The 4027-nt window shown below is 66.9% G+C and carries 1 protein-coding gene; it reads left to right on the forward strand.

Features of this window, described 5'->3' with window-relative positions:
- Positions 1-30 precede the first annotated feature (30 nt).
- Positions 31-4027, forward strand: a 3997-nt coding sequence (locus C6N31_RS41915; RefSeq protein ID WP_269770888.1) for a non-ribosomal peptide synthetase, incomplete at its 3' end; no start/stop codon positions are given.

The raw sequence follows: 4027 nt of genomic DNA on the forward strand, positions 1-4027 counted from the left end.
ACCCTCGCCCACCACCCCCTCTTCCAAATCATGCTCGCCCTCCAAAACGCACCCGAAGGAACCTTCCAACTCCCCGGACTCCGCATCGACCTGGCACCCGGACGCACCGGAACCGCAAAATTCGACCTCTTCTTCAGCCTCGCCGAACAACGCGGACCCAACGGCGAACCCCAAGGGATCAACGGCGCGATCGAGTACTCCAGCGACATCTACGACGCACCAACCGTCCACACCCTCTTCGACCGCTGGATCCAACTCCTCGACACCGCGACCGCCCACCCCGACCAACCCCTCAGCACCATCAACGTCCTCACCCCCGCCGAACGCCACCACCTGCTCCACACCTGGCAAGACACCGCTTCCCCGGTGAGCGAGACCCTCCTGCCGGACCGCTTCGCGGAACAGGCTGCCGCCACGCCCGACGCCGTGGCTCTGATCGTCGGGGATGCCACCCTGTCGTATGCGGAGCTGAACTCTCGCGCCAACCAACTCGCCCACGCCTTGTTGCGACGTGGTGCCGGGCCGGATCTGGTGATCGCCCTTGCGCTGCCTCGCTCGGCCGACCTGGTGGTCGCCCTGCTGGCAGTGCTCAAAACTGGTGCCTCGTACCTGCCACTGGATCCGGATCATCCGGCGGCACGCATCGAGTACGTGCTCGAGGACGCGCGACCTGCCCTGGTTCTCACTACGACGCGAACGGACCGGCTGGTGGCGGGCGGCTCGTCGCAGCGGTTGGTTCTGGACGCTGCCAATGTCCGCGCGCTGGTGGCTGACTGCTCCGACAGCGATCCGACCGACGCCGACCGTGTAGCACCGCTGCGGCCCGCGGACGCCGCGTACGTGATCTACACCTCCGGGTCGACCGGACGTCCCAAGGGCGTGGTCGTGCCGCACGCCGCGTTGCTCAACTTCTTGGAGGCCATGCGGCAGAAGGTCGAACTTCGGCCTGAGGAGCGGCTGCTCGCGGTCACCACCGTCGCCTTTGATATTGCTGCTTTGGAGCTGTATCACCCGCTTCTCTCCGGTGCAGCGGTGGTCCTGACGCCGAAGGAGTCGGTCGCGCAACCTTCTGCCGTACTGGACTTGATCGCCCGGCACGGTGTCACGGTCCTTCAGGGGACCCCCTCGCTGTGGCAGCTGCTGGTGGCGCACAACCCGGAGGCCCTGCGGGGCCTGCGCATGCTGGTCGGAGGGGAGGCACTGCCCACCGCCCTCGCCGAAGAAATGCGCGAGCTCACGGACGACCTGACCAACCTGTACGGACCGACCGAGACCACCATTTGGTCGACTGCCGGAGACTTGGCCGATGGCGCGGGCGCTGCCCCCATCGGCCGGCCGATAGCCAATACGCGGACCTATGTGTTGGATGACGAGCTGCAGTTGGTGGCGCCTGGTGTGGTGGGTGAGTTGTACATCGCGGGCGCCGGCGTGGCTCGCGGCTACCTCGGCCGTTCCGCCCTGACGGCCGAGCGATTCGTCGCCGACCCCTGCGGCCTGGAACCCGGCGGACGGATGTACCGCACCGGCGACCTCGTGCGCTGGAACGGCGACGGTGAGCTGGAATTCATCGGCCGCGCCGACCACCAGGTCAAGATCCGCGGCTTCCGCATCGAACCCGGCGAGATCGAGAAGGTCCTCACCGACCACCCCGACATCGCCCAGGCCGCCGTCATCGTTCGTGAGGACCAGCCGGGAGACGCCCGTCTGGTCGGCTATGTCGTCGCCGACAGTTCGACGGACGATCGCAATGAGCAGGTCGAAGAGTCACAGTTGAGCGAGTGGCAGGAACTGTACGACTCCGTCTACACCTCCGCGACCAAAACCGTGTTCGGCGAGAACTTCGCGAGCTGGAACAGCAGTTACGACGGCCGACCGATCCCGCTGGAGGAGATGCGGGAATGGCGGGACACCACCGTCAAGCGCATCAGGACGCTCCGTCCTCGCCGTGTGCTCGAAATCGGTGTCGGAACCGGTCTCCTGCTCTCTCAGCTCGCGCCCGAGTGCGATGAGTACTGGGGGACCGACTTCTCCCCCACCGTCATCAGGGAACTTCAGGCCCAGGTCGACAACGATCCCGTCCTGCTCCAGCGGGTTCGCCTGAGGACGCAACCCGCCCACGACTTCGGCAGTCTGCCCGACAACCACTTCGACACCATCGTGCTCAACTCCGTCGCCCAGTACTTCCCGAACGCCGGCTATCTCGAGCAGGTGCTTCATCACGCCATCCGCGCTCTCGCTCCCGGCGGTGCGGTGTTCGTGGGGGACGTCCGTAACCCCCGCCTGCTGCGCACTTTCACCACCGCGGTCCAGGCCGCCCGCGCCGACGACGCCGACACCGCCGCCATCCGCCGCGCCGTCGAACAGAGCCTCGTCCTCGGCAAAGAACTCCTCATCGACCCCGAATACTTCACCGCCCTCACCCACCACATCCCCGACATCGCCGGCACCGACATCCAACTCAAACGCGGCACCGCACACAACGAACTCACCCGCTACCGCTACGACGCCACCCTCTACAAAACCGGCATCACCCCCCACCCCCTCACCCACACCCCCCACCAACCCTGGGACCAGAACGCCGACGATGCCACCGCCAATCTGGCCGACCTCAGGCGACGGCTCGCGACCCAGCAGCCCGTCGAACTCCGGGTCACCGGAGTCCCCAACCCTCGCCTCACCCACGAGCTCGCCCTGCAGCACGCCCTCGATCACAACGCTCCTCTTCCCAGCCACACCTCCAACCCCCATATCGACCTGGAGATGTTCCATCAGCTCGGCGACGAGCTCGGGTACTGGAGCGGCATTACCTGGAGCACCCATGACGTCGACACGGTCGACGTCACCTACATCGTCCGCAGTCGGCTGGCCGCCGGCACCCCGACCCATACCTACACACCGGTCGATACCAGTGGCTCTGGAGCAACCCTCTCGACCTGGGTCATCAACCCGGCCACCAGCCGCGGCACCGCCGCCCTCCTCACCGCCCTCCGCGAACACACCCGCCAACACCTCCCCGACTACATGCAGCCCGCCGCCATCGTCCCTCTCGATCGCCTGCCACTGACCGCCAACGGCAAGCTCGACCGCGCCGCTCTGCCGGCGCCGGACTTCGCGTCGGTCGGGTCGGGCCGGGACGCACGAACCCCGCAGGAGCAGATCGTCTGCGACCTGTTCGCGCAGGTACTGGGGCTGCCTCGGGCCGGGGTCGACGACGACTTCTTCGACCTGGGCGGCCACTCACTGCTCGCCACCCGCCTCATCGCGCAGATCCGATCGGTCTTCGGCGTCGAGGTCGGTCTGCGCACCCTCTTTGAGGGCCCGACGCCGGCCGCGGTGGCGGCCCTGCTCGACACTGCTGCACCTGGACGACTGGCACTCACCGTTCGGGCGCGGCCCGAGGTCATGCCGTTGTCATTCGCTCAGCGCAGGTTGTGGTTCATCCATCAGATGGAGGGGCCCAGCGCCACCTACAACATTCCGCTCGCACTCCGCCTCACGGGCGAACTCGACCGGGACGCACTACGGTCCGCGCTCGGTGACCTCGTCGCCCGGCACGAAAGCCTGCGCACCGTCTTCCCCGAGATCGACGGCACTCCCTGCCAGCACATACTGGACTCCGAAGCCGCCGCGCCGCGTGTGACCGTCATTCCGACGACGGAAGCCGAGCTGGCGACCGTACTCGAACAAGCAGTCCGGCACGCCTTCGAGTTGGCCGTCGAACCTCCCCTGCGAGCCGATCTCTTCGAGCTCTCCTCCCAGGAGCATGTCCTGCTGCTGGTGGTCCACCACATCGCGGGCGACGGCTGGTCGCTGGGACCGTTGGCTGCCGACCTCACCCATGCCTACACCGCCCGGACCCAGGGAGAGACGCCTCATTGGGTTCCGCTGCCGGTGCAGTACGCGGATTACACGCTGTGGCAGAACGAACTACTGGGCGACCAGAACGACCCCGACAGCCTCTTCGCCACCCAGATCGACTACTGGACGAACGCTCTGGCCGATCTTCCCGACCAGCTGAGCATCCCCA

This window comes from Streptomyces fildesensis, from assembly GCF_016107395.1.
Lineage (GTDB): Bacteria > Actinomycetota > Actinomycetes > Streptomycetales > Streptomycetaceae > Actinacidiphila > Actinacidiphila fildesensis.